Raw genomic sequence first — 24,314 nt, forward strand, 5'->3', positions numbered from 1 at the left:
AGGCTAAATTTTGTACCACTTGATGGAGTTGAGCATGATGGGGCTCTCCTCCAGGGCGTCGATGATATCGTAGGAGCGCTTGTCCACGTTTCCCCTGGATGAAAGCTGGAGCCCCAGGGTGAGGCGGGTTACGCCCGTGTCGTAGTCTTTCAGGAGTTCCGTGGAGATGATTCGGAGCCCGTTTTCCTTCATCACTTCAATGGCCCGCTCCGGTTTTTCCCCTTCGGGAAGGGAGAGGGTCAGGTTGCGGTAGACGTCCTTTTTATAGAACTGCTCCACGTAATTGAGTACCGACAGGGAGAAGAGGGCGATGATCGTGGTGGCCACGGAGAGGATATACAGCCCGGCCCCTGCGGCCATACCGATGGCGCAGGTGATCCAGAGGCAGGCCGCTGTGGTGAGCCCCCGCACGGAGAGACCGTCCTTGATGATGGCCCCGGCCCCCAGAAAGCCGATGCCCGTGACGATCTGCGCGGCGATGCGCCCGGGGTCTGTGACCCCTTGGAAGGCCTCGGGCTTGAGGACGCCGAAGGTGGAGACCGCCGTGGAGAGTGTCATGAACACCGCGGACCCGGCGCAGACCAGCAGGTGGGTCCGAAGGCCCGCCTCCCGTCCGTGGATGTCCCGTTCCAGCCCGAGCAGCCCGCCCAGGGCGGCGGCCGTCAGGATGCGAATGATATACGGCAATGATTCGTTCCACATGTCCAGCATCGATGTTCCTCGTTGTCTATGTCTGTTTTTAGTGCGAAAACTTTTATTGTATTCCATTTTTCTAATTGAGGGTATGCCTTTTTTGCATGTGTCAGTAAAATAGGCCGTGAGCGTGCCTGGGAGGCGGCCATGCCAAGGGCAAGGCGGGGCGTTGCATGGAGGTGCTGCTTCGGGTGCCCGTGGGGCTGAAATCGTGAATAAGCGTAAGGTTGCCTGTTGTTAAGCCCTCGGGGCAGGGCCAGGTGCCGGTCTGTTCAGCAAGGAAGGAACCTTGGCTAAGGCTTGATTTGGCGAGGGATTTCCATCGTTTTTACGTGATTGCAATTTAGGGTGAATCGTACTATATTCCGGGCCGAAATTATGAACGTATGAATGAGCGGGAACGGCATTACCCACACACATACACGCACGAACGGGGCGGCTTGGACGTCAAGGCCCGGGCTCGTGCGTTTTTTTTGTTTGTCCATGCCATCGACGGGAAGCCGGTCCCTGTTAAACTCACAAGGAGCAACGCGTGTTAAACACTATCATCAACAACCTGAACGGCTTGATCTGGGGCTCTGTCCTCATTTATCTTCTGATCGGCGTGGGGATTTACTTCACCCTTCGCCTGGGATTCATCCAGTTTCGCCACTTCGGGCACATGTTCTCCGTGCTGAAAAAGAGCCGTCAGGCGGACAGCGCCGGGATTTCATCTTTTCAGGCCCTGTGTACCAGTCTGGCCGCCCGTGTCGGCACCGGCAACCTGGCCGGCGTGGCCGTGGCCCTGACCCTTGGGGGACCCGGCGCCATCTTCTGGATGTGGCTGGTGGCCCTGGTGGGCATGTCCAGCGCCTTTGCCGAGAGCACCCTGGCACAGCTTTACAAGACCCGTGACGACGCCGGCAACTACCGCGGCGGCCCCGCCTACTACATGGAGAAAGGCCTGGGCATGCGCTGGATGGGTGTGCTCTTCTCCATTTTTCTCATCATCTCCTTCGGTCTGGTGTTCAACGCGGTGCAGGCCAACTCCATTGCCCAGGCCATGGACGTGGCCTTCGGGGTCTCTCCTGCGGTCATGGGGGGAATCCTCGTGGTCCTCTCCGGCATAGTGATCTTCGGCGGCCTTCGCACCATCGCGCGGGTGGCTGAGCTCATCGTGCCCTTCATGGCCCTTGCCTATTTGATCCTCGCCCTGTATGTGGTGGGCTCCCAGATCGAAAAGCTTCCCGAAGTGATCTCGCTTATCATCAACAGCGCCTTTGGATGGGACAAGGCCGTTTCCGGGGCCCTGGGGTACACCGTGGCCCAGGCCATGATGAACGGCATCAAGCGGGGCCTGTTTTCCAACGAAGCGGGCCTGGGGTCCGCCCCCAACGCCGCGGCCTCGGCCACGCCTTATCCTCCCCACCCCGCTTCCCAGGGGTATGTTCAGATGCTGGGCGTGTTTGCCGACACCCTGGTGATCTGTACTGCCACGGCCGCCGTGATCCTCGTCTCCGGCGCCCTGGAGGCCAACTCCGGCATGAGCGGCATCGAACTGACCCAGAAAGCCCTCTCTTCGGGAGTGGGCAGCTGGGGCAACGCCTTTGTGGCCGTGGCAATCTTTTTCTTTGCCTTTACCTCGGTCATCGCCAACTATTCCTATGCTGAGACCAACCTCATCTTCCTTGAACGAAACCATCCCGGTGGCCTGACGGTGTTCCGTTTCCTCGTTCTGGGTATGGTGATGTTCGGCGCCGTGGCCGAGCTGCCCATCGTCTGGTCCATGGCGGATCTTTCCATGGGCTTCATGGCCCTGACCAACCTGGTGGCCATCGTGCTTCTCTCCGGTGTGGTGGTGAAGCTGGCCAGGGATTACAACAAGCAGCTCAAAGAGGGCAAGCTGCCCACCTTTGACGCCAACGACTACCCCGAGCTTCGTGATCAGCTGGAGCCGGGGATCTGGGACAGCCGCAGCGACAAGTAATTGAGTCACCGGTCCTTCCGTTGCGACATGGGAAGGGCCGTGGCTGATACATCCGGCGATACCCGGGCTTCCGCCAGGCAAGGGGCCGCGGGTTTCGCAGGGTGTGCGTTTCCGATTTTTTTCTTCCCTTCTTGTTCTTTTCCTCCCCCTGATGTGCATATGTTTTTCCATGGCCGCGTGAATCCACCGTGAAATGAAGGTTGCATTTTTACCTTTGAGTAGGTAGAAATTAATATGATATACTTCTTTCCTATGTAAGCAAAGCCTGTCCATTGTTCGCTGAAATCCTGAATCGATGATACCCCGACATGAGCTGCGGGACCTGTTCCATCTCATGTCACGTGCTTCTTCGCGTTACCCGAGAGATTACCTGCTGAACGCATAAAACCAGTACGCAATTTCTTTTCCGGGGATACATTGTTCTGTGGAATCTGCGGCGGCTGCACGGCGGGTTTCGACTTTATCGGGTGACATGACAGGCCGTTGCCACACCACCCCAACCCCCTGAGCGGAGGCCCATGGAAACCGAGAAGCCTGAGAATTTATCCGATCGCATCGCCACCTACCTTACGGAGAAGATCGTGCGCCTGGATCTGCCGCCGGGGGAGTGGGTCCGTGAACAGGCCATCGCAGGTGAATTTGGGGTGAGCCGTTCCCCCATCCGGGAGGCCATTCGTATTCTGGAAAAAAGGGGGCTGGTGGAGATCGTGCCCCGGTGCGGGGCGCGGGTGACCCGGGTGACCGAGGCGGTGATCGAAGGGCACGCCGATGTCCTTCAGGTCCTCTACGGCCTGGTGGTGCGCCGCTGAATCGAGCGGTGCGGTGAGTCTCACCGCATGCGATTGATCCATGCCTACGAACAGATGGCGGCCGCGGCTGAAAAAGGGGACGCCGGCGGCGTCTATGATGCGATCTTCAGTTTTGCCGACGTCGGTCTGGAGACCGTTGAAAATCCCGTTCTTGCAGGCATCCTCCAGGGTTTGATGCCCAACGCCCAGCGCTTGCAATACCTTTCCCTCGTGGTGAACCGCAAAAGATACCTTGCAAAGCTGTCCTATTTCAAAACCATTGTCGAGAGCCTTGAAGCGCGGGATGTGGAGAGGGGCGTCCAGGCCATGGAGGCCTATGTGGCGTCGGAAAAGATCTACGCCCTGGCATCCTTCGGGCGTCACCGGCTGCACGGTTGAGATGATGTGAAAAGTTCGCGCCTTCCCGGCAGGCGGAGGGGAGGGCGGGCATGGCATTGGGGAGGGGCCTGGCGGTTCTCGGTGGCCCCGGATCCCTTAAATATGACCATAAAATGAACATAGTTGATGCGTGTTGACAGGTGTCCTGTCGCTATGTATCAATGACGGTTGTGGATTGTCGACAATTTTAACAGGGAGGCGTTATGGAAACCATGAAGACACAGGCCGATGTGATTGTCGTGGGAACCGGGCCGGGTGGGGCCACCGTCGCCAGGGAACTGACAGCACAGGGAAAGGATGTGCTGATTCTGGAATGGGGTGATTACAAACCCGTCAAGGGGACCTTTTCTCAACTGGTGAAAAATGCGGGGATTCCCGGCAGGAATATTCTGTTCAGCAACAAATCCCTCCTCGGCATGGTCCGGGGCATCTGCACCGGCGGGAGTTCCATGTTTTACTGCGCCACCGCCTTTGATCCGCCCTTTGAGATGCTTGACTCCTACGGGATTGATATCCGCGGGGAAGTGGACGCGCTGAAGCGGGAGCTCCCCATCGCTCCACTAAAAGACGAGCTCATGGGACCCGGTGCCCTGCGATTGATGGAGAGCGCCCGCAACCTGGGCTATGAGTGGAACAAATTCAATAAGCTCATCGATCAGGATCTCTGTCGCCCCGACTGCCTCAAGTGCACCTACGGCTGCCCCCACGGCGCCAAATGGACTGCCCGGGATTACGTGGAAGAGGCCGTGGATCAGGGTGCAACCCTGGTCAACGGGGCCAAGGTGGAGAAGGTCATTTTTGAAGGGGACGCCGCCATCGGGGTGATCTACAAAAAGGGCTTTCAAACCCTTTCAGCTTACGCCGACAAGGTGGTCCTCTCCGCAGGGGGCATCGGATCTGCGCATATCCTTCGCCACAGCGGTCTCTACAGCGCCGGGTACGACTTTTTCTTTGATCCGCTGGTGATGGTTTTCGGCTCCGTGGACGGCCTGGGAAGCAAAGGCGAGACCCAGATGTCTGCAGGGATCCATATGGAAGACGAGGGGTACCTCATGGTGGACCTTCATTTTCCGACCCCGGTCTTTGCCGCCCAGATTGCGCCGAAATTGAAATTCCACCGCATGCTTTCCCGTCCCGACACCCTCATGGTGATGATCAAGATCAAAGATGAGCTTGGAGGGCGGCTCACATGGAAAGGGGGACTCCGGAAGAGCATAGGCCCCGGTGACCGCCTGAAGATGAAGACGGGGGTGTCCCGGGCAAAGGCCATTTTAAGGCAGGCCGGAGCCAAGGGGGTCTATACCGGCTGGAAAGTGGCCGCCCACCCCGGAGGGACCGTCAAGATCAATCACATGGTGGACTCCGACCTGAAGACGGAGAAGGAAAACCTCTACGTTTGTGACTGCTCCGTGGTGCCGGAGGCCTGGGGACTCCCCCCGACCCTCACCCTCCTTGGCCTGGGAAGACGCCTGGCAGCTCACCTGGCCTGATTGTCACCTTCCCCCCCCCTCTGCCTTCCTGTATCCCAAACGGCGCTGACCGGAACGCTAATCGCCTCCGTGCTGCCGTCGCATCCCGGTTTTTTCACGGGTTCTCCCCCCCCCTCTCTTGAACAGTGGCTGTCACGGCCCCGGTGATCTGCCTCCCAGGAAGATATTGACAGGCACGGAAGCTTCATAGTAGGTGAGGTTGAACGTTTAACCTATCGGGGAAATCACCATGGCAGCAACCATCAAAGAGATCGCCAAACGGGTCGGGGTGTCCATTGCCTCGGTCTCCCTTTACCTGAACAACAAAGAGACGACGCGGGTCAGTGCCTCCACCAAGGAGCGTATCGACAAGGTGGTCGATGAGCTCAATTACCGCAAAAACATCTTTGCCAGCAGCCTGGGACGACACGAATCCAAGATCACCGGCGTGATTATCCCCACTTCGCTTCCCCTGTTCGTCAATGAGTTTACCAACGCCATCCTGGCGGGCATTCAGCAGGTCCTCTCGGAAAGGGGATACAGCATGCTCTTTTTGCCCGTCAACGGAGCCTCCTCTGAAGAGATCGTCAAGGACCAGCTGCAAAACAGCGCGGGGTGCGACGGGTATTTTCTTTTCAGCACGGGCTTTTGCTCCACCGAGCAGGTGCACCGTAACATCGCTACCCTCCAAAGCAGCGGCAAGCCCTTTGTGACCATCAACATCCCGGAGCTGGACCTGCCCGTTCACCAGGTCATCCTCCAGGATCTGGACAAAGCCTCGGGGGCTTCTTTTCTCATAGATCAGGGGCACCGGGAGATCGTTCTGCTCCTGGGCCGCGAGAACGACGTCAACGCCTTGGGAGTCATCGACGCCTACAACGCGTGCTGCCGCGAGGCGGACATCGAGGTGCGCGGGGAGAATATCTGCTACGGGGATTACCAGGCCGAATCAGCCTACCTGGCGATAAAAGAGCGATTGGCCACCGGGCCCGAGCCCACGGCCATCTGCTGCATGTCGGACCAGATGGCCCTGGGAGCCTATGCCGCCATCCAGGAGGCCGGGCTCCGCATCCCCGAGGATATCTCTGTCATCGGGCGCAACAACGTCACCTTCTCACCTTTTCTCTACCCGGCCCTGACCACCGTGGACCTGCACATGGCCGACGCCGGAAAGAGCGCCGCCGAGCTCCTGCTCAACGTGGCCGCAGGGGAGGTGACCTCCACCTGCCACAAGGTGATGATCCGCAGTACCCTGGCAGAGCGGGCGTCTGTGCGGGCTTTGGTTTAGGTATCCGTCAAGTTGCAGTACGCTTAACCCGGATATTTCATGAGAAAACGATTGGGCCAAATCAATAAGCTATTATTACGTCTGATTACTTGGAAATATTTAGATATTTCGTAACTGTTCAGTTGCCTCCGGCGGGTTGCTTTTTTGAAATAAAGCTCCGCAAAAAACGTTTCTAATGCATCCGTGCTTCGTTTTGATCGCCCCGAAGGGCCATCAAAACGAAGCACGGGTGCGAAAATGTTGGAATTGTTTCGGCGAAGCCTGACCTGTTTATCAAACTTTTTAAAAGTTTGGCCCCCGGCAGGGCCGCCGGAGGCTTTTTTGCTCGAATTTCTAACCCTTCGGGCGAGCCGAGTGCGCCCATCTTCTACGTTATCAGAGCTTTTATAAAACCACGACTTCTGCAGCTCTGATGCCTTGAATATAGGTGCACTCGACTCGTGAAATATCCGGGTTAAATCGATAATGGACAAGCGGCGGCATCGTATCCTGTCACTTCGAAGCTTGTGAGCCAGCCTGCATAAGCCATCAGAGTTAATGTCGGGCGGAGCCCGAGTCGAAGGCCCTTGCGCTTTGCCCTGAGGAACGAAGGGCAAAGCGCAAGGGCAATAAGCTTACGAGGTGGCTCACCTCGCCGCCGGAGGCTTGTTTTTTTGAAAAACCATATGAGGTGTATCCAGAGCGGCCCTGCCGAGAGGGATTCGGCGCCAAGGGGCCGTTTTTTGATTTGTTTTACGTGACAGTTTTTTTGTTTGAAAAGGGGACAGTGAGGATGGATGGACAAGGAGTAGGCCAAGGGCGGCTCAGCGCCTTTTTTAAGTGTTCCGACTTCGGGACTGATCTGAAAACAGAACTCATCGCAGGGTTTACCACCTTTGCGACCATGGCGTACATCATCGCGGTGGTGCCCGGCATGCTCAGCTCGGGCGGGGTGCCCAAGGGGGAGGCCTTTACAGTCACCGTGGTGATGACGGTGCTGGCGTCCCTTGTCATGGGGCTCTATACGAACCGGCCCTTTATGCTGGGGCCGGGGCTGGGCAGCGTGGCCATTTTCTCTTTTACCCTGCTCAAAGGGGGCGTCCCTTTGAGCATCGCATCGGGCATCGTCTTTATCAGCGGGGTGATCTTTATCCTGGTCTCGGTGTTCGGGGTCCGGGAGTTTATCGTGACGGTGATTCCCCCAAGCGTGAAGGTAGCTGTGGGGGCAGGGATCGGCTTGTTCATCGCGCTTCTTGGGTTCAAGCACGCGGGGATTATCGTTGCCAATCCGGGCAAGAACGTGCTGGTTTTCGGGGACCTCACCTCGGCCAAGGCCCTCCTGTCCATTTTGGGCTTTTTCCTGGTGCTTTTCTTTACTGCCCGCAAGGTCAAGGGGGGCATCATCTTTGCCGTGCTCCTCACCACGCTGGCGGGCATTCCCTTTGGGGTGACCCGGCTTCCTGGGAGCCTGGTGTCCATGCCGTCGGGCATCGATTCCATGATGTTCAACCTCGACATCACAGGAGCCCTGAGCCCGAAGTACCTTCCCTATCTCCTGGCGTTCTTCATTCCCGATTTCTTCTCCACCCTGGGGACCCTCCTTGCCGTGGGGGCACAGGCCGGGTACCTGGATGAGAAGGGTGATATGCCGGGCATCGACAAGTGCTTTTATGTGGACTCCGGCGCCACCGCCTTCGGGTCCTTTTTCTCCTGCCCGGTTCTCACCACCTACCTGGAGTCCTCCGCCGGGGTAGAGGCCGGGGGCCGAACCGGCCTGACCACCGTGGTCGCCTCCTTCTTTTTCCTGCTGACCCTCTTTTTCTCGCCCATTGCCCTGATGATTCCGTCCTGCGCCACCTCGCCGGTGCTGATGTACATCGGTATCTCCATGCTGGGCTCCATGCGCAAAATCGACTACAGCGACATGACGGAATACATCCCCGCCTTTGTCTGCGTGACGGTGACCATCTTCTCCTTTAACGCGGGCAACGGCATTGCAGCGGCCCTGGTGGTGTATGCCTTTTTGAAGCTTGTCACAGGAGCGGCCCGGGATGCCCACTGGTCGGTTTACGCCATCGCCCTTCTCATGATCTACTATTTCAGGATCATCGCAACTCACTGATATGAAAATGATGTAACCCTTCAGCGCGCCTCCGGCGGATCCTTGAAATGATGGCCTAAGGACTGTTTGTTCAACTTTTCAAAAGGTTGGCCCCCGGCAGGACCGCCGGAGGCATGTGGGGCTGAATAGTTACAAAATGATACGAAAAAGGAGGCGGACACCATGGTTGTGGATGCCCTGTTAAAAGATGCCCTGGTGTTCAACGTCTTTCTCAAGCGGTGGGACCGCTGCGACGTGGTGATTCACCGGGGGCGTTTTTTGTATGTCGGCAAGGTGGAGGGCATGGGCTTTGAGCCCGAAGAGACCCGGGACTGCGGGGGAAAACCTCTGATTCCGGGGCTCATCGATATCCACCTGCACATAGAAAGCACCTTGTGCACCCCGGTGCCCTTTGCCCGGGCCGTTGCAGAGCGAGGGGTGACCACTGTGGTCTCCGAACCCCATGAGATCGCCAACGTCTTCGGGCTCCGGGGCATTCAGGAGATGATCCGGGCCTCTGAAGGGGCGGCGGCGGATGTCTACTACGGTGTTCCCAGCTCCGTGCCCGCCACCTCATCTGACCTGGAGACCTCAGGGGGCGCGGTGGGCCTGGAGGAGCTGAATCGGCTCTTTCGGGAAGAACCGAAGGTTATCTGCCTGGGGGAGGTGATGAACTGCCCGGAACTCATTGACATGGGCCTGTCCCGTGCCGCCGGGTTCATCGACTACATGCGAAACGAACAGCCCTTTGCTGCCGTGGAGGGGCATTGTCCTTCCTACAAGGGGCTGGACCTTGCCAAGGTGCTCTTCATGGGCGTGGATTCGGACCACTGCCTCCAGGACCCCGAAGGGCTGGAGCAGCGCCTGGCAAACGGCATGTTCGTGGAACTCCAGGAAAAAGCCGTGACCCCGGAGATCGTCGACTGCCTTCTGGCCCACGATACCGACGGTCTCTTCTGCTTTGTCACCGATGATGTGCCACCCAACGTTCTGGTGGCGAAGGGGCACCTCGACCATGTGGTGAGAAAGGCCCTTGAGGCGGGTATGCCCTTGGAGAAAGCTGTCATCGCCGCCACCTGGTCACCGGCTCGCCGCATGGGATTTCGGGACAGGGGGGCCATTGCACCGGGCAAGGTCGCCGATGCCGTGCTCCTGGCCGACCGGTCAGCAGATTTTACCGTGGAGGAGGTCTTTAAAGGCGGGATCCCCGTATCCCGGTGCCAAACGGCGGAGGAAGGCTTTGGCGCATCCTTTCCCGAGGATTTCTACCAAAGCATTCGCCTGCCCGGGGAACTCCCGGACACCCTGTTTGAGCTGGAGGCCCCGGAGGGCGCCGGGGTGGTCTGCTGCCGCACCATGGAGAAGAACAATCTCACCACCTACACCCGTGAAGGGCGACTCACCCTGCCGGTGGAAGAGGGCAGGGTGTCCTGGGAGGAGGCGCCCTGCAACCTGGCCCTTGTCATCGAGCGCCACACCGGAAAGGCCGGGGCAGGCAAGGGGATCATGACCGGGTGCATCTTTCAAGGGGGCGCCGTGGCCACCTCCTATGCCCACGACAGCCACAACCTGCTGGTGGCAGGGGGCCGGGCCTCGGACATGAAGATGGCTGCAGGCTGGGTGGTCCGCAACCAGGGCGGGATCTGCGTGGTGCGAAAAGGGGAGGTGGTGGCCTCACTGGCTTTGCCCGTGGCTGGCCTCCTCTCCGAAGACCCCATGCCCGAGATTGCCGCACAGGTCGCCCGGATCCAGCAGGCCATGGAAGAACTCGGCTTTGTCCACCCCAACCCGCTCATGTCCTTTGCCACCCTTACCCTACCGGTGAGCCCGGCCCTGAAGCTCACGGACAAGGGCCTCGTGGATGTCCGGAGCAGCACCCTGGTGGAACTGTTTGCGTAACGCACTCAAAACAACAGCCTTCTATGGTTAAAGTGAGCGGAAAAAGCAGGCCTCCGGCGGCGAGGTGAGCCACCTCGAAAGCTTATTGCCATTGCACTTTGCCCTTCGTTCCTCAGGGCAAAGTGCAATGGCCTTCGGCTCGGGCTTCGCCCGACAGAAACGCTAATAGTTTGTGCGGGCAGGCTCACACGCTACGAAGTCACAGGATACGTTGTTGCCACGTGTCCATTATCGATGTAAGCGCACTGTCTCCGACGGCCAGGTGGGGGCACCTGGAAACCCTAATGCGAATGCGCTTTCCCCCTCGTTCCTCGGGGAAAATCACATTCGCCTTTCATTGGCCTGATTTTGTTTTTTAAATGTTTAGCTCTCGGTCGTGCAGCCGGAGGCAATTGAATCGTTATCCAAAAAAAAGGCGGTATCCGAATCATCGGATACCGCCTTTTTTATGTCGTATGGGTGGCGTCTGCCTCAGCCGTGCGAGGGACTTAGGCCACGGGAACGATCCAGTTCAGGGGGTCTTCGGAACGACCGAACTGGATGTCCATGAGGTCGTTGAAGATGCCGGAGGAGATGGGGCCTGCGCCGCCGTCGCCCACGGTGATCTCGCGGTCGCCGTACTTGATCTTGTTGACCGGGGAGATGACCGCTGCGGTACCGGAGCCGAAGACCTCCTGAAGGCGGCCTTCTTCGTGGGCCTTGAACACCTCGTCAATGGAGATGCGTTTTTCCGCGACTTTTTTGCCCTGGTGGCGGGCCAGCTTGAGAACGGAGTCCCGGGTGATACCTGCCAGGATGCTGCCGTTGAGCTCGGGGGTGACGATCTCGTCGTCGATGACAAAGAAGATGTTCATGGAGCCCACTTCTTCAACATACTTGCGCTCCACGCCGTCAAGCCAGAGAACCTGGGTGTAGCCTTCGGCCTGGGCGATCTCGGTGGCGTAGAGGCTGGCCGCGTAGTTGGCGGCGGTTTTGGCTGCGCCGAGGCCGCCGCGGACGGCACGGACGTGTTCCGGGGAGACCCAGATCTTCACCGGATTGAACCCTTCGGGGTAGTAGGCGCCCACCGGGGAGAGGATGATCATGAACCGGTGGGTGGGGGAGGACTTCAGGCCGATGTAGGGGTCCATGGCGATGATGAAGGGCCGGACATACAGCGAGGTGCCGGGGGCAGAAGGGATCCAGCCCTTTTCCATGCAGAGGAGGGCCTGGAGGGCCTCCAGGCAGTCGTCCACGTTGATCTCGGGGATGCAGAGGGCGTGGGCGGAGCGGTTGAGGCGCTCGAAGTTGTCGCGGGGGCGGAAGAGCTGGGCGGATCCGTCTTCCTTCTTGTAGACCTTCAGGCCCTCGAAGATGGTCTGTCCGTAGTGGAGGACCATGGTGGCGGGGCTCACCTCAAAGGGACCGTAGGGAACAATGCGGGCGTCGTGCCACCCGATGCCTTCGGTGTAGTCCATGCAGAACATGTGGTCGGTGAAGATGGTCCCGAATCCCAGATTGGATTCATCGGGGTGTGCCTTGGGCGTGTCGATTCTGTTGATGGTGATATCCATGGAAGACCTCAAAAAGTCGTGGCAATGGCTGTGACATGCGCGGCCATTGAAGGTTGATATATCAGTATGGCGAAACGCCATGCAGAGTGAACCGTGTGTCGGGGGCAGGGCAAGGGTTGCAGTGACAGGTAAGCCGTATCGGCTTTTGGATTATGTCCTTGAAAATTGATGATTTTCAGGGGCGGCTCGTCACGCAATGTCTTTGCCGGGTGCCTCAATATGTTTCGGATGCGCAGAACGGACAGGCTCTGGCCATGGGCCGGGGTAGAGGACCAAACGGCTGGGTGTCGAATCGGTCTCGGCATGGTGACGCCTTGAGCGGCAAGTGCGCACAGGTTTTAAAATTTAGATAGCGGTATCCGAGGGGTAAATCAAGAAGAATGTGGCCAATGTCCTTGAAAAACGCATATTAACAAAGTTTTCCGTCTGTGACGGAGCAACTTGTGCAAAGGGGCTTGACAAGGGAATTTGGTTTGCGATATTGCTTCTTGATTGATCTTGACGTTAACGTCAAGTGAAAGGCAGCCCAAGCAATGTGAAAGGATACGGCAGCTCCCTGATTCGGCACGTTTTTCCGAGGGTAGACGGAAGGACGGCGCAGGTGGTATCGTATCCCCCTGGCCCGGAATGATTCCGGGTCGGATATCTTTGGATATTCTGCACCTTCCCGGGCGCTATTCGGGCAGGTGCCAGGCATGATCAAGGCACATCAACGTGCTGAAAGTGGTGAAACATGAGACAGGACATCATTGAAATCCGTTGGCACGGCCGGGGAGGTCAGGGTGCCATCACAGCCGCCAAGGTTGTGGCCAACGCCGTGTTCAAGGCTGGCTACAAAGGTGTGGTTATGGCCCCCACCTTCGGAACGGAGCGTAGGGGAGCCCCCGTTTTCACGTCCCTGAAGATCTCCCGGGAGAAAATCTACGATCTCTCTCCCATTGAAACCCCGGATATGGTTGTGGTTCTGGACCACACCCTCCTTGAGGAAGTGGACGTCACCCATGGCCTGAAGGACGGGGGGCAGATTATCCTCAACACCCCGAAAGCCATAGACACCTACGACTTCGGCGCCCACAAACTCTCCATCTCCGATGTGACGTCCCATGCCCTGGAGGCCGGCCTGGCCCCCGGCATCGTCAACACCGGGATCATCGGTGCCTTTGCCAAGGCCACCGGTCTGGTGAGCCGTGACCTTTTGAGGGAAGCCATCCTCAACGAGTTTTCCGTCATGAAGCCCGAGGAGAACGCCCGGGCGGCCGCCCTTACTTATGATCGCACAGTCATCGGAGGTGCCTGATGTCCAAAGACGCATTCTGCAACATGATCTCTGTCAGTGAACCGGGCCCCGGGGACGGGGGCAACACCGGATCCTGGCGGGTGGTTCGTCCCGTCATCGATACGGAGAAGTGTATTCCCGCCAAAACCGGGAAGCCGTCGTGTTTCAACTGCTGGCTCTACTGCCCCGACGCGGTGGTCACCAAGACCATTCCGCCCACCATTGATTATACCTATTGCAAGGGGTGCGGCATCTGCGCCGAGGAGTGTCCCGCCGGGGCCATCTCCATGGTGCCCGAGGCGAGCTTTACCAAGGAGGAGAAATAGACCATGCATGTGATTGAATCAGGCAACGTGGCTGCCGCAACTGGGGTCAAACTGGCGAGGACCCAGGTAATCGCCGCCTACCCCATCACGCCGCAGACCCCTCTGACGGAAAAATTGTCCGAGTTCGTCGAGTCCGGTGACCTCCCTGCCGAATACATCCCCGTGGAGAGCGAGCACAGCGCCATGGCCGTGTGCATCGCCTCCTCCACCGCCGGGGCCCGCTCCTTTACCGCCACCAGCGCCAACGGCCTGCTCTACATGAACGAGCAGCTCCACTGGGCGGCAGGGGCCCGTCTTCCCATCGTCATGTGTGTGGCCAACCGCGGCGTGGGCGCGCCCTGGACCGTCTGGAACGACCATCAGGATACGGTGAGCCAGCGGGACCTGGGGTGGATTCAGCTTTACTGTGCCGACCATCAGCAGATTCACGACACGGTGCTCAAGGCCTTCAAACTTGCCGAAACCGTGAGCATCCCCGTTATGGTGTGCTACGACGGCTACCTTCTGTCCCACACCTACATGCCCTTTGACGTGCCCGAGCAGGAGAAGGTGGACGCCTTTCTGCCCGGCTTTGAGCCCACCCATTTCCTGAACCCGGAAAAGCCTCGGAATTTCAACACCGTGACCCTGCCGGACGTGCGACCCGACCTTCACGGCAACACGGCCCCCGGTTACATGGAGATCCGCAAGACCCTGCACACGGACCTGCGCGCGGCCCTTTCCGAGATTGAAAAGATCGACGGGGAGTTCGGCGAAATTTTCGGCCGTGGCGGAGAGCCCTTCCTGGAGCCCTACTGCTGTGACGACGCCGACTACGTGGCTTTCTGCATGGGCTCTCTCTCCTACCAGCTCCGCGACGTGGTGGATGCCATGCGGGAAGAGGGGATCAAGGTGGGTGTCATGGGCCTGAAGGTCTACCGGCCCTTTCCCGACGCCGCCGTGCGCGAGGCCCTTTCCGCGTTCAAGGGCGTCATCGTGCTTGAAAAGGCGCTCTCTTACGGCAACCAGGGGGCTCTCTATGCAGACGTCAAGTCCGCGCTCTACAGCGCCGAGACCCGGCCGTTCGTGCACAACTACATCGTGGGCCTTGGGGGCCGGGAGATCAAGACCCAGCACCTGTACGACGCCCTGACCGAATCCATCAACAAAGAAGCCGCCGTCGGGGATGAACCCCGGTGGATCGGCCTGAAGCTGTAGAGGGTGGCTGCCATGGATAACGAGAAAAAAACAACGATTTTGAGCCTGACGGATGAAGAGATCATGAATCCGGGCAACCGCGCCTGCTCCGGCTGCGGCCTGGGCATCGTGTACCGCACCGCCCTGAAAGCCCTGGGCAAGGATACGGTTCTGGCCGTTCCCCCCAGCTGCCTGACTGTTCTCCAGGGGCTCTACCCCGTGGCCTCCACCAAGCTCCCTTGCGTGAACGTCACCTTTGCCTCCACGGCCGCGGCCGCCACCGGCGTACGGGCCGCCCTGCGCGCCACCGGGCGGGATCACTTGAATGTCGTGGCCTTTGCCGGCGACGGCGGCACCGGGGACATCGGCATCCAGGCCCTCTCCGGCGCCTGCGAGCGCGGTGAGGACATCATCTACATCTGCTACGACAACGAAGCCTACATGAACACCGGTGTGCAGCGTTCCGGCACCACCCCCAAGGGCGTCATGACCACCACCACCCCCATCAAGGGCAAGCTCCAGCACAAAAAGGACGTGCCGAGCATCATCGCCGCCCATGGGATCGATTACGTGGCAACGGCTTCAGCAGCCTACCCCCTGGATCTCTACGACAAGGTGAAGAAGGCCGCCTCCATGAAGGGCGGGACGCGCTACATCCACGTCCACACCCCGTGCCCCTCGGGCTGGGGTTTTCCCACCCGCAACACCGTGAAGATCGGCAAGCTGGGGGTCACCACCGGCCTGTTCGACCTCTACGAGATCGTCAAGGGCGAGTTCTCCCTTACCGGTGAGTCTGCCAAGCGCGTGGGCAAAGAGCGCACCCCCGTCACCGAGTACTTCCAGACCCAGCGTCGCTTCAGTTCCCTCTCCGATGCGGTGATCGAAGAGATGCAGGGCATGATCGATTCGAAGTGGGCCAATTATACGGCATAGAACCACTCGAACGACTGTGAAACAAATAAACGGGTACCCTTCGGGGTGCCCGTTTTTTATTTGGGGGAGAGGGTGCCGGGGATTTGCGCGGCGTGGGCGGTGCGGGGGCCGCACGGATCGGGTGCCCGGGTTGCTGCAGGGGAATGGTTGGGGGCGCCGTGCGTATCGATTGACGAAAACGCAGCCTCCGGCGGCCAGGTGGGGGCACCTGGAAACCCTATGGCGAATGCATGGAGGCAGCCATTATGCCCTCGTTCTCGGGGCATTCGCGTGATGTATGACATGGGGCAGCCGTCTTTGCAGGCGAAGGCGGATTAAACGTTTGGCCTCCGGCAGGGCCGCCGGAGGCCAAATTTTTATACCACTCCTTAGTTTTTCAGGCTGTGGATGGGCGCCGGAATGCGACCCCCGTGGAGGACGAAGTCGTTGCGGCCCTGGCAGTTTTTCACGTCGATGATGGTGGCGTGGCCCAGGAGGCCCCCGTAGTGGGCGCTCTCTCCGGCCACTTTGCCGGGCACGGGGATGAGGCGGCAGGCGGTGGTCTTGTTGTTGATCATGCCGATGGCCATCTCGTCGGCGATGATCCCTGCGATGGTCTCCTCGGAGGTGGCACCGGGGATGGCCACCATGTCCAGGCCCACGGAGCAGACGCAGGTCATGGCTTCCAGCTTTTCGATGTTGAGGAAGCCCTTCTGGCAGGCCTCTTCAATGTTCAGGTCCTCGCTCACAGGGATAAAGGCGCCGGAGAGGCCGCCCACGTGGGAGCTTGCAAAGGCGCCGCCTTTTTTCACGGCGTCGTTGAGCATGGCAAGGGCTGCGGTGCTGCCCGGTGCGCCGATGCTGATGAGGCCCAGGCTCTGGAAAATTTCGCCCACGCTGTCGCCCACGGTGGGGGTGGGGGCCAGGGAGAGGTCCACCACGCCGAAGGGGATGTCGAGGGTCTGGGCCACTTCGCGGCCGATGAGCTCGCCCACCCGGGTGACCTTGCAGGCCGTGCGTTTGATGATTTCGGCGATGTCGCCGAGGCCCAGGTTGGGCTTGGCTTCCACGGCGCGGTCAATGGCACGCTTCACCACGCCGGGGCCGCTGACCCCCACGTTGATGACGGCGTCGGCTTCGCCGGTGCCGAGGTAGGCCCCGGCCATGAAGGGCACGTCCTGGGGGATGTTGCAGAAGACGCAGAGTTTGGCCACGGCAAGGCCGTCCTTGTCGGCGGTGAGGGCAGCCCCGCGCTTGATGGCCTGGGCCATGAGGAGCACCGCGTCCATGTTGATACCTGCCCGGGTGGAGCCCACGTTCACCGAGGCGCAGATGCGCTCGGTCTGGGTGAGGGCTTCGGGGATGGCTTCGATGAGGGCCCGGTCTCCGTTGGCCATGCCTTTTTCCACCAGGGCGGAGAAGCCGCCGATGAAGTCCACGCCCACTTCCACGGCAATGTCGTTCAAGGTTTTGGCGATCTCAACCATCTGGTCGGCGTTGAAGGGGGCGGCCACCACGGCGATGGGGCTGATGGAGATACGTTTGTTCACCACCTCGATGCCGTATTTGTCTCCGATGGCGTTGCAGGTGGCCACAAGGGGACCTGCAAGGCGGGTGATTTTTTTGCGCAGGTTGGACTTGAAGGTCTCCAGGTCGTGGCTGGCGCAGTCAAAGAGGTTGATCCCGAGGGTCACGGTACGGACGTCGAGGTGCTCGTATTTGAGCATCTCCACGGTGGATATCAGTTCGTTATCGCTAAGCATGGTCTGTTCCTGACATGTTTTTTTGCTTCATTGGTAAAGACGGCGGTGGCGCACATCAAATGCGGTTCACCGTGTCGAAGATGTTCTTGTGCTGGAAGGTGAGGGCCAGGTTGAGGCTGGCTGCCTTCTCTTTGAGGGTGGCAGAGAGAATGTGCCGGTCCACGGTATCAGGGACCAGGATCTCGTAGACCATGATGTTTCGCTCCGGGTTGTCTCCGCCTTCGAACACGGCCGTCAGGTTGATGATGTTGACGCCCGCTTCGGCGATGACATTGGAGATGTCGTACACCAGTCCCTTGCTGTCCGGCCCGATGGTGGTGATGATAAAGTGCTCGCCTTCACACTCGACCTGGGGTGCGTTAACGTCCAGAGGGCTGATGTGGATCTGGAGGCCATCTTCCTGAAAGGCGCCGTTGAATGCCTCGGTGACCGTTTCCAGATCAGTACCCGCCGGCATGGAGACAATGTAAAGACCCGCAAATTCGGACTGAAGGATGGTCTGGCTGACATTTTCTATGTTGCAGTCCAGCTGCAGAAGAACCCGGGCCACCGATGAGACGATGCCGGGCCGGTCTTTTCCGATTACCGTGATGATGATCTTGCTCATGTGTACAACCTGACTCTGTGATGTTGGTGTGGCCGCCCGAAGGGTCGGTCACCGTAATAAAATGGGCTGTCGGGAACGTCTCGTTCCGTGCCTTTCGGCAAGATATGGGTTTGTGATTGCGTAAATCAGAAGCCCGATCCGTGATTTCAGCCTTGAAATATCAATCGCGTCGTTCCCTTCGGGTTGACACGATGTGTGTTATGTACCATGAACGCATCGGCATGAACACCATTATTATTACCAAATAGCGGCTTTCGGGGGTGGGGGGGAGGGGTGGCGCAGAGGGGCTGGCCTGTGGCGTTGCGGAAAACCTCAATGGGTGGGTTGTGATTCGATGCTACCTGCTGTTTCAAGGGGCAAATACCGCTTTAAACGGAGACCGTACCCTTGGCTGGAGTGCTACATAAAAAGTAGGCTGCGTATTTGCGCAGTGGAAATCGGGCGGATGCCGGGTCGGGCGGAATCCACGATTCTTATGGCAGAGCTGTTTCCACGGGCTTTCCTTTTTTGTGGGGGAAATGTTGGGGAAGGGGTTGAAAAATCCGTGATCCTTTTTACAATATGCTTGATACAGTGGGTATAACTTTCATGGATCCATGGGGGAGGCCGGATGCACAGCAAGGCCTTAAGGGAGATTCATAAAGGGCTCTGCTGTCGGTACGATATGGACGAAACCTAAAGGAAACCATTCAATCCGACCTCTAAAGACTGGAGAGTTGTGGCACAGGAGATACCATGCAGATCGTGACGACCCACAAGGGGACCGACTTTGACGGGTTGGCCTCCCTTATTGCCGCCACCATGATTTACCCGGATGCGGTTCCGGTTCTTCCCAAAAGCGTCAACGCCAATGTTCGGGCCTTCATGGCCATTCACAAGGATCTGTTCGAGATCCTCCACCCGCGAGAGATCAATCTGGATGAGGTGACCCAGCTCATTGTGGTGGACACCAACAGCTGGAAGCGCCTGGACGGGTTTGCCCCGTTGCAGGAGCGGGACGATCTCACCATTCATATCTGGGACCATCACCACGGCGGTGACATCAAGGCAGACATGGTTCGAAACGAGGGTTATGGCTCTGCCGTCACCCACCTCATTCTCGAACTGGAAGCCCGGCGCATGGTCCTTACCCCCATTTTGGCGACCCTGTTTCTTATCGGCATTTATGAGGACACCGGAAGCCTCACCTACCCTTCCACCACCCCCGAAGACGCCCGGGCCGTTGCCTGGCTTCTGGATCGAAAGGCCGATCTCTCCGTTTTAAGCGGGTTTCTCAAGCAGGTGTACGGTGAAAAACAGAAGTCCGTGCTCTTTGAGATGATGAAGAACCCGGAGAGGCGCAAGGTCAACGGTTACACCCTCTCCTTTGCGGCGGTGCCCATCGAGGGCCATGTGGCCAACCTCTCCGTGGTTGTGAACATGTTCCTTGACCTGGAAAACAGCGACGCGGCCTTCGGCGTCTTCTACGACGGGGAGGGCAGCAAGTGTATGATCATCGGCCGCAGCACGGCCGAAAATCTGGACATGGGAAAACTTATGCGCACCCTGGGGGGCGGCGGCCATCCCGGGGCAGGGGCAGCCCAGTTCAAGTCCGATTTCCACAATCCCGATGCCGTCTTTACGATGCTTTGCAACCTCGTGGAGAACGACCAGGTGGCTTCGGTTCAGCTGGGGGATATCATGAGCTTTCCCGTGGTCTCCGTGGAGGCCACCACCCCCATGGAAACCCTGGGCGAGCTCCTTCGGGAGCGGGGCTGCACCGGAGTGCCGGTCACCGACAACGGCAAGGTGGTGGGAGTGATTTCCCGGCGCGACTTCAAAAAAATCCGCAAGGAGAAGCAGCTTAAATCCCCGGTCAAAGCCTACATGACCCCGTCCGTGGTGGAGATCGAAGCCGAAAAGAGCCCTCTGGAGGCGGCACGTCTCATGATCAAACATGATATCGGCCGGGTGCCCGTGGTGGAGGATGGCAGGATGATCGGTATTGTTACCCGCACCGACGTGATGCGCTACTACTACGACCTCATCCCCGATTAAAAAAATTTTCATGAAAAATATTGGCCCACAGATTAAGGTGTTTCCCTGAATTCTATCCATTTTGATGTGGGCCAATATTTTCCACCCTCCCGGCGTGAAAATTCGTCGCGGGGTTGGTGAGCTTTTACCTTTTCTTTTTATAATGTGTTGTTACCTGTTTTTTCATATCTATGCCCTATATCGGCCTTTTCCTCCATCGTATGAACCCCAATCCCCCTGTATCTGCGAAGCGTAGGGTGCGGCCCCCGCACCGCAAAACGGTACGCGAGGCCATCGGCTTTGGCTACAGCCAACGCCATTTTACGACGCCGTAACCCATCCGTTTTCTTCGGTAATTGACGGTGCGCACGGCGCACCCTACGGGACACCGGCCTTTTGCCGCCATGGTGAAAACGATTCCCTGTCCCCACGGAACTCCCGGTCCCGCCGGGGCTGCGAAGCGTAGGGTGCGGCCCCTGCACCACAAACGTAACGCGAGACCATCGGCTTTGGCCACAGCCAACGCCATTTTACGACGCCGTAACCCATCCGTTTTCTCCGGTAATTGACGGTGCGCACGGCGCACCCTACGGGACGCCGGCCTTTTGCCGCCATGGCGAAAACGATTCCCTGTCCCCACGGAACTCCCGGTCCCGCTTGGGCTGCGAAGCGTAGGGTGCGGCCCCCGCACCGCAAACGTAACGTGAGGCCAGAAGCTTTAGAAATCAACCCCCGGCTGGGGCTCGATGCCTTTTCTGTAGGCGTGCTTGATTTCGCGGACTTCGCTTGCGGTGTCGGCTCTGTCGATGATTTCGGGGTGGGCGTCCCTGCCGGTGAGGACCAGGTGGAGGGGGGCCGGGCGTTTGTGCAGGAGGGCATGGACCTGATCAAGGTCCACGAGGTTGAGGTGAAGGGCGTTGTTGATTTCATCGAGGATAAGGAGGTCAAAGCGGCCCGAGGCTATTTTGTCGTGGGCCAGGGCCACGGCATCCTGGGCGTTTTTCCGGTGTTCGGCGTGGGAGTATGGGTTGCCTTCGATGCCGCAGAAGCCTTTGCCGGTGGCGGTGAGCTCCACCAGGCCGCCGAGCTTTTTAACTCCGTCCCACTCCCCGGAGTAGAGATCCCCTTTCATAAACTGGATAATGCAGGTCTTCATGCCGTGGCCTGCGGCCCGCAGGGCCATGCCCATGGCGCTGGTGGTCTTGCCTTTGCCGTAGCCGGTGATGACCACCACAAGGCCGCATCTCTCCTTGGGTTCGAATGTTCTGATCTCCATGGCAGTGTCCTGATGGCATGCATGACATCCAAGGGGGGGCGTATTTTGTGCTTCCCCAGCGGAGATACCCCGGGCAATGCCGTTAACACGATGTCGGCTTGCCCGGGGAATCCGTTTTTGTGGCGATGGCCTTACAGCAGAAGTCGTTTGACGCCTGCAACGATCTCTTCGGTGGAATCGGGACCCTTGGGAATGTAGTCATCGGCCTCCATGGCCCGCCCGTCGTAATGGGAGTAGCGGGTTGAGCCCACGTGGTCGGCCACGGCGGTGAGCATGAGGATGGGAATTCCCTCGTACTTTTCGTCGTTTTTCAGCTGGTCGCAGACCGCGTAGCCATCCATCTCCGGCATCATGACGTCAAGGACAATGGCGTCCGGGGGGTTGGCCTCCACCTTGGCGATGGCCTCGCTGCCGTTGTAGGCCACCTCGGTGAGGAACCCCTCTCTTTCGAGCCTTTTTTTGATGACGAGGGTCATATCAGGTTCGTCATCCACCACAAGAACACGCTTTTTTTCTGTCATGGCAACCTCCTTGATCGGCATGGGTTGATGGCTCAGGTGCGGTCCGGCATCCGTGGTGTCCAACCGGGTCCGGTCGCGCCTTTCCGGGCGGTTTCCCGCCCGGCCAGGGTGTGGGGTATGGGGGGCAAGGGCAGGTCCTTGCGGTCATGCTCCGGGGGTGTTTCAGTAGTGATGTCAAAGGTTCAGGGGGCCGCTGCTGAAGCGGGCATCGGCGTGGCTTCTTCCAGCTCCGGCCTGGGGTAGAGCCCGGCCCGCTTAACGATTTCGGGGACCTTCTCCTCCCACTCGATGGCCATAACGTGGAATCCGCAGACCCCCTCCACCTCCTTGAGGCGTTCGATGGTCTCCAGGCAGATGGCGATGCCTTCGTCTGCCTGTTTCTCTTTGGGGGTGTCGCTCATGCGTTTGACCAGCTCTTCGGGAACATCGATGCCCGGGACGCGGCTGCGCATGTATTTGGCCATGCCCGCGGTCTTGAAGGGGGTGACCCCTGCAAGGATGTAGGTCTGCTCGTGGAGGCCCCGGTCCCGGACTCCTTGCATCCACGCCTCGAATTTATCAACGTTGTAGATGCACTGGGTCTGGATGAACTCGGCCCCGGCGGCGATCTTCTTGGCCAGGCGTGGGACCCGGATCTCAAAGGGATCGGCAAAGGGGTTGGCCGCCGCTCCGATGAACATCTCCGGCGGGCGGCTGATGGCGTCTCCACCGATGAAGGTGCCGTCGTCACGCATCTGCCGAACCACCTGGAGGAGCTGCATGGAGTCCAGGTCGTGGACGTTCTGACCGGTCTTGCAGTCCCCGAAGCTCTGGTGGTCGCCGGTGAGGCAGAGGATGTTGTTGATGTCAAAGGAGGCTGCCCCCAGGATATCGCTTTGCAGGGCGATGCGGTTTTTGTCCCGGGTGACCATCTGGAGAACAGGCTCCAGCCCTGCCTGTTTCAGCCGGATGGAGGCGGCCAGGCTGCAGAGCCGGGTCATGGAGGTCTGATTGTCCGTGACGTTCACCACGTCGACGTAACCTTTGAGCATGGCGCCCTTGGTCTCCAGTACGTTGCCGTCTGTTCCCCTGGGGGGGCCGCATTCGGAGGTGACGGCCAGATGACCCTGGGCCAGGACGTGTTCCAGGCGGCTTGCGGTGCGCGGGGTACGTTTGGGTCTCATTGTTTCAAATCCTCCTGTTCCAGGGTTCTCGGACCGCCGGCCCGGTCCGTGGACCAGTCCTGGATGGGGGAGAGCTCTTCGTAGCGGTCCATCTGGTTGAGCTCCCTGAGGCGGTCCACGATGAGCTGCCAGGCACACGGGGTGTTTTTGTTGATCTCGCAGCGTCCGTCCACCGAGCCGCCGCAGGGGCCGTTTAAGACCCGCTTGGCGCAGCGCGAAATGGGGCAGATGCCGCCGGTGCGTCCGAGGACACAGCTTCCGCAGGCCTGACATCGTTCGGAGAAGACCCCTTCGGTCTCCACTCCCCCTAAAAAGGTGGTGTTCAGGGCCGGAAAGACCGGCTTGTCCTTCCAGAAGGCGGCGATGAACTGCACGCCGATGCCGCAGGCCGTGGAGAGCACCGCGTCGGCCCCGGCAATGGCCCCATGCACAGGGGCAAAAAACTCCTCTTCGCATTGCCGCTCCACGCCACCTTCGGTGATCTCCATGGTGACGCCTTCCTTGCTTGCCTTCATGCGGAGCAGGGAGGCGATGATCCCGGCCTCTTTGCTTCCCCCCTCATGGCAGACCGCCACACAGGTGTTGCAGCCCAGCACGAGCAGGCGTTTCTGGTCTTTGACCATCTCCCAGATCTCTTCCAACGGTTTCTGCTGTCCGACGATCATCGCTTGTCTCCTTGATGGGGTTCTCCGAAGGGCGATGGCCCGAGTTCTCGCACGGTTTCCGTAAATTCACGGCAGATCTCCGCCCACCTCGGTCCCATGGCGGCGGAGAGGTTGAACATTTCAAGGCGCTCCGGCTCCAGGCCCACCTGGGCGATGAGTTGCTTAAGACGGGTGACGCGCTTGGCTGCGTTTGTATTTCCTTCCAGGAAATGACATTGGCCCTGGAGTCAACCCGCCACGAAGATGCCGTCAAATCCCCGTTCAAAGGCCTTGAGCACATAGCCGTGGTCCAGCTTGCCCGTGCAGGGCAGCCGGATGGTTTTGACGTTGGTGGGGTAGGAAAGACGCATCACCCCGGCCAGATCGGCCGCTGCAAAGGCACAGTAGTGACAGGCAAAGGCAAGGATCTTGGGCTGCCATGCCGGTGCCGCGCCATGCGCTTCGGTCTCCATTTTTGTTACCAAATCAGCCATGGGTC

The 24,314-nt window shown here is 59.1% G+C and carries 21 protein-coding genes; 12 read left to right on the top strand and 9 right to left on the bottom strand.

Translation table 11 applies throughout. The annotated features are described in order from the left end of the window. Positions 1-3 precede the first annotated feature (3 nt). Positions 4-711 (bottom strand): MgtC/SapB family protein, encoded by a 708-nt coding sequence (locus tag MSL71_RS12575; protein WP_180140835.1) that lies wholly within the window; start codon positions 709-711, stop codon positions 4-6. A 514-nt stretch (positions 712-1,225) separates the two neighbouring features. Here MSL71_RS12575 and MSL71_RS12580 point away from each other — a divergent pair. The 7 genes from MSL71_RS12580 (at position 1,226) to MSL71_RS12610 (ending at position 10,582) form a co-directional block, all read left to right on the top strand. Further along, positions 1,226-2,659, top strand: coding sequence for an alanine/glycine:cation symporter family protein (locus MSL71_RS12580; RefSeq protein WP_180140837.1), 1,434 nt, complete (start codon positions 1,226-1,228; stop codon positions 2,657-2,659). A gap of 518 nt (positions 2,660-3,177) precedes the next feature. Further along, positions 3,178-3,468 (top strand): GntR family transcriptional regulator, encoded by a 291-nt coding sequence (locus MSL71_RS12585; RefSeq protein WP_180140839.1) that lies wholly within the window; start codon positions 3,178-3,180, stop codon positions 3,466-3,468. Beyond that, complete coding sequence (locus MSL71_RS12590; protein ID WP_281374505.1) at positions 3,469-3,846, top strand: FCD domain-containing protein; 378 nt, start codon at positions 3,469-3,471, stop codon at positions 3,844-3,846. Between the two features lie 203 nt (positions 3,847-4,049). Then, positions 4,050-5,336: a GMC family oxidoreductase N-terminal domain-containing protein gene (locus MSL71_RS12595; RefSeq protein WP_246317785.1), complete on the top strand. Its 1,287-nt coding sequence runs from the start codon at positions 4,050-4,052 to the stop codon at positions 5,334-5,336. 229 nt (positions 5,337-5,565) lie between these two features. Further along, complete coding sequence (locus tag MSL71_RS12600) at positions 5,566-6,603, top strand: LacI family DNA-binding transcriptional regulator (RefSeq protein ID WP_180140844.1); 1,038 nt, start codon at positions 5,566-5,568, stop codon at positions 6,601-6,603. A gap of 772 nt (positions 6,604-7,375) precedes the next feature. After that, positions 7,376-8,704 (top strand): NCS2 family permease, encoded by a 1,329-nt coding sequence (locus tag MSL71_RS12605; protein WP_180140846.1) that lies wholly within the window; start codon positions 7,376-7,378, stop codon positions 8,702-8,704. A 162-nt stretch (positions 8,705-8,866) separates the two neighbouring features. Then, the gene (locus MSL71_RS12610) at positions 8,867-10,582 is read left to right on the top strand and encodes an adenine deaminase C-terminal domain-containing protein (RefSeq protein WP_180140848.1); all 1,716 of its coding nucleotides are present in this window, start codon (positions 8,867-8,869) and stop codon (positions 10,580-10,582) included. Between the two features lie 488 nt (positions 10,583-11,070). On the opposite strand, the gene MSL71_RS12615 is transcribed toward MSL71_RS12610, so the two are convergent. Continuing rightward, positions 11,071-12,135 (bottom strand): branched-chain amino acid aminotransferase, encoded by a 1,065-nt coding sequence (locus MSL71_RS12615; protein ID WP_180140850.1) that lies wholly within the window; start codon positions 12,133-12,135, stop codon positions 11,071-11,073. Positions 12,136-12,868: 733 nt separating this feature from the next. Here MSL71_RS12615 and MSL71_RS12620 point away from each other — a divergent pair. From MSL71_RS12620 to MSL71_RS12635, 4 genes are read left to right on the top strand one after another with little or no spacing between them, the layout of a single operon-like run. Further along, positions 12,869-13,432: a 2-oxoacid:acceptor oxidoreductase family protein gene (locus MSL71_RS12620; protein ID WP_218951020.1), complete on the top strand. Its 564-nt coding sequence runs from the start codon at positions 12,869-12,871 to the stop codon at positions 13,430-13,432. After that, entirely contained in the window at positions 13,432-13,737 is a 306-nt protein-coding gene (locus tag MSL71_RS12625; RefSeq protein ID WP_218951021.1) for a 4Fe-4S binding protein, read from the top strand. The genes MSL71_RS12620 and MSL71_RS12625 overlap by 1 nt, the downstream gene beginning before the upstream one ends. Positions 13,738-13,740: 3 nt before the next feature. Beyond that, positions 13,741-14,934, top strand: coding sequence for a pyruvate ferredoxin oxidoreductase (locus MSL71_RS12630; protein ID WP_180140852.1), 1,194 nt, complete (start codon positions 13,741-13,743; stop codon positions 14,932-14,934). 12 nt (positions 14,935-14,946) lie between these two features. Further along, on the top strand, positions 14,947-15,846 hold the full coding sequence (locus MSL71_RS12635) for a thiamine pyrophosphate-dependent enzyme (protein WP_218951022.1): 900 nt from the start codon (positions 14,947-14,949) through the stop codon (positions 15,844-15,846). Positions 15,847-16,214: 368 nt separating this feature from the next. Here MSL71_RS12635 and MSL71_RS12640 read toward each other — a convergent pair whose 3' ends face one another. After that, positions 16,215-17,588 carry a PFL family protein gene (locus tag MSL71_RS12640; protein WP_180140854.1) on the bottom strand — a complete coding sequence of 458 codons (1,374 nt, stop codon included), beginning with the start codon at positions 17,586-17,588 and terminating at the stop codon, positions 16,215-16,217. Positions 17,589-17,643: 55 nt separating this feature from the next. After that, the gene (locus MSL71_RS12645) at positions 17,644-18,195 is read right to left on the bottom strand and encodes a glycine cleavage system transcriptional repressor (protein WP_180140857.1); all 552 of its coding nucleotides are present in this window, start codon (positions 18,193-18,195) and stop codon (positions 17,644-17,646) included. Positions 18,196-18,930: 735 nt separating this feature from the next. Here MSL71_RS12645 and MSL71_RS12650 point away from each other — a divergent pair. Continuing rightward, positions 18,931-20,232 (top strand): CBS domain-containing protein, encoded by a 1,302-nt coding sequence (locus MSL71_RS12650; RefSeq protein WP_180140859.1) that lies wholly within the window; start codon positions 18,931-18,933, stop codon positions 20,230-20,232. A 697-nt stretch (positions 20,233-20,929) separates the two neighbouring features. Here the strand turns inward: MSL71_RS12650 and MSL71_RS12655 are convergent. The 5 genes from MSL71_RS12655 to MSL71_RS26450 form a co-directional block, all read right to left on the bottom strand. Beyond that, positions 20,930-21,487 carry a cob(I)yrinic acid a,c-diamide adenosyltransferase gene (locus MSL71_RS12655; protein ID WP_180140861.1) on the bottom strand — a complete coding sequence of 186 codons (558 nt, stop codon included), beginning with the start codon at positions 21,485-21,487 and terminating at the stop codon, positions 20,930-20,932. Between the two features lie 131 nt (positions 21,488-21,618). Further along, complete coding sequence (locus MSL71_RS12660; RefSeq protein ID WP_180140864.1) at positions 21,619-22,008, bottom strand: response regulator transcription factor; 390 nt, start codon at positions 22,006-22,008, stop codon at positions 21,619-21,621. A gap of 182 nt (positions 22,009-22,190) precedes the next feature. Continuing rightward, positions 22,191-23,171 carry a methylenetetrahydrofolate reductase gene (locus MSL71_RS12665; protein WP_218951023.1) on the bottom strand — a complete coding sequence of 327 codons (981 nt, stop codon included), beginning with the start codon at positions 23,169-23,171 and terminating at the stop codon, positions 22,191-22,193. Continuing rightward, a complete protein-coding gene (locus tag MSL71_RS12670) occupies positions 23,168-23,836 on the bottom strand; it encodes a methylenetetrahydrofolate reductase C-terminal domain-containing protein (protein ID WP_218951024.1) in 669 nt (222 codons plus the stop codon). Before MSL71_RS12670 ends, MSL71_RS12665 begins: the two co-directional genes overlap by 4 nt. Next, a complete protein-coding gene (locus MSL71_RS26450) occupies positions 23,833-24,309 on the bottom strand; it encodes a hydrogenase iron-sulfur subunit (RefSeq protein ID WP_484482037.1) in 477 nt (158 codons plus the stop codon). The genes MSL71_RS12670 and MSL71_RS26450 overlap by 4 nt, the downstream gene beginning before the upstream one ends. Between the last annotated feature and the right edge of the window lie 5 nt (positions 24,310-24,314).

It is taken from the genome of Desulfoluna butyratoxydans (genome assembly GCF_900699765.1).
Taxonomy (GTDB): Bacteria; Desulfobacterota; Desulfobacteria; order Desulfobacterales; family Desulfolunaceae; genus Desulfoluna; species Desulfoluna butyratoxydans.